The 1,610-nt window shown below is 68.7% G+C and carries 1 protein-coding gene; it reads left to right on the top strand.

Going from position 1 to position 1,610, the window contains the following annotated elements; genetic code table 11:
• The coding region (locus tag ABD901_RS58530) for a non-ribosomal peptide synthetase (RefSeq protein ID WP_345145044.1) at nt 1-1,610 on the top strand (1,610 nt) is incomplete at both ends.

Genomic DNA, 1,610 nt, shown 5'->3' with positions numbered 1-1,610 from the left:
GAGTGGGACACCGGGGCCGCGCTCGCGGTGCCGACGGTCGGCGGGGTCGAGGAACTGGTGGCCGGGCCTGCCGACCAGCCGGCGGTCGAGGCCGACGGAGTCGTCCTCACCTACGGCGACCTGGACCGCCGGGCGAACCAACTGGCCTGGCACCTACGCGAACTCGGCGTCGGCACCGAAACCGTCGTCGGGATCCGACTGCCCCGAGGCATCGACGTCGTCATCGCCATCCTCGCCGTATGGAAAGCCGGCGGCGCCTACCTACCCCTCGACCCCGACTACCCCACCGCCCGACTCACCACCATGCAAACCGACAGCCACACCACCCTCGTCATCGACGCCACGTTCCTGGCTGATCCGGCCATTGCCACCCAGCCCAGCACCACCCCACCGGCAAGCGGGATACCCGGCCGGGCCGCCGCCGTCATCTACACCTCAGGCTCAACCGGCCAACCCAAAGGCGTCCTCGTCACCCACAACAACCTCATCGCCCTACACACCGCCTGGACCCACACCCACACCACCCCCACCGAACACCACCGCTGGCTCAACCTCACCAACATCAGCTTCGACGTCTTTACCGGCGACCTCATCCGCGCCCTCACCACCGGCAACACCCTCATCATCGGCCCGGCACGCCTGCAAACCGACCCCGCCGCGTTCGCCGCCTACCTGACCGAGCACCGCATCACCGCCCTGGAGTCGGCGCCCCGCTACCTCGACGACCTGACCACCACCGCCGACAGGGCGACGTTGCCGGAGTTGCGGCTACTGATCGCCACCACCGACACCTGGCACACCCAGCCAGCAACCGCAACCCAGACACTGCTGCCACACACCCGGCTGCTCACCGCCTACGGCATCACCGAAACGTCAATCGACACCACGTACAGCCCCCTCACCCTGCCCCCCGCCATCCACACCCCGACCCCGATCGGCCGGCCGCTACCCAACACCCACACCTACGTCCTGGACCGGCATCTCAACCCCGTCCCGCCCGGCGTCACCGGGGAACTGCACATCGGCGGAGCCGGGATCACGCGCGGGTATCTGCACCAACCCGCCCGCACCGCCGAACGATTCATCCCCAACCCCTACGCCACCGACGGCAGCCGCCTCTACCGCACCGGCGACCTCGCCCACTGGCGGACCGACGGCCACCTCCACTTCCACGGCCGCACCGACGACCAACTCAACATCCGCGGCCACCGCATCGAACCCGCCGAAATCCAGCACGCCCTCACCACCCACCCCGCCATCACCACCGCCATCGTCACCGCCCACGACCAGCAACTCACCGCCTACCTCATCACCACCGACGGCCTACCCCCGACCGACGAACTCCGGGCCCACCTCGGCCGCACCCTGCCCCAACACATGATCCCCACCCACTACATCGAACTCACCCACCTGCCCCTCACCCCCAACGGCAAACTCGACCACGACGCCCTGCCCGCCCCCGACAGCACCAGGCCAGACCTCACCACCACCTACCAACCGCCGACCACCCCCACCGAAGAACTCCTCGCCCACATCTGGGCCGAACTGCTACACCTCGACCAAGTCGGGGTCAGCGACAACTTCTTCGACCTCGGCGGACACTCCCTCCT

It is taken from the genome of Dactylosporangium darangshiense (genome assembly GCF_039537565.1).
Classification (GTDB): Bacteria; Actinomycetota; Actinomycetes; order Mycobacteriales; family Micromonosporaceae; genus Dactylosporangium; species Dactylosporangium darangshiense.
This window is presented reverse-complemented; position numbering and strand designations above follow the sequence as displayed.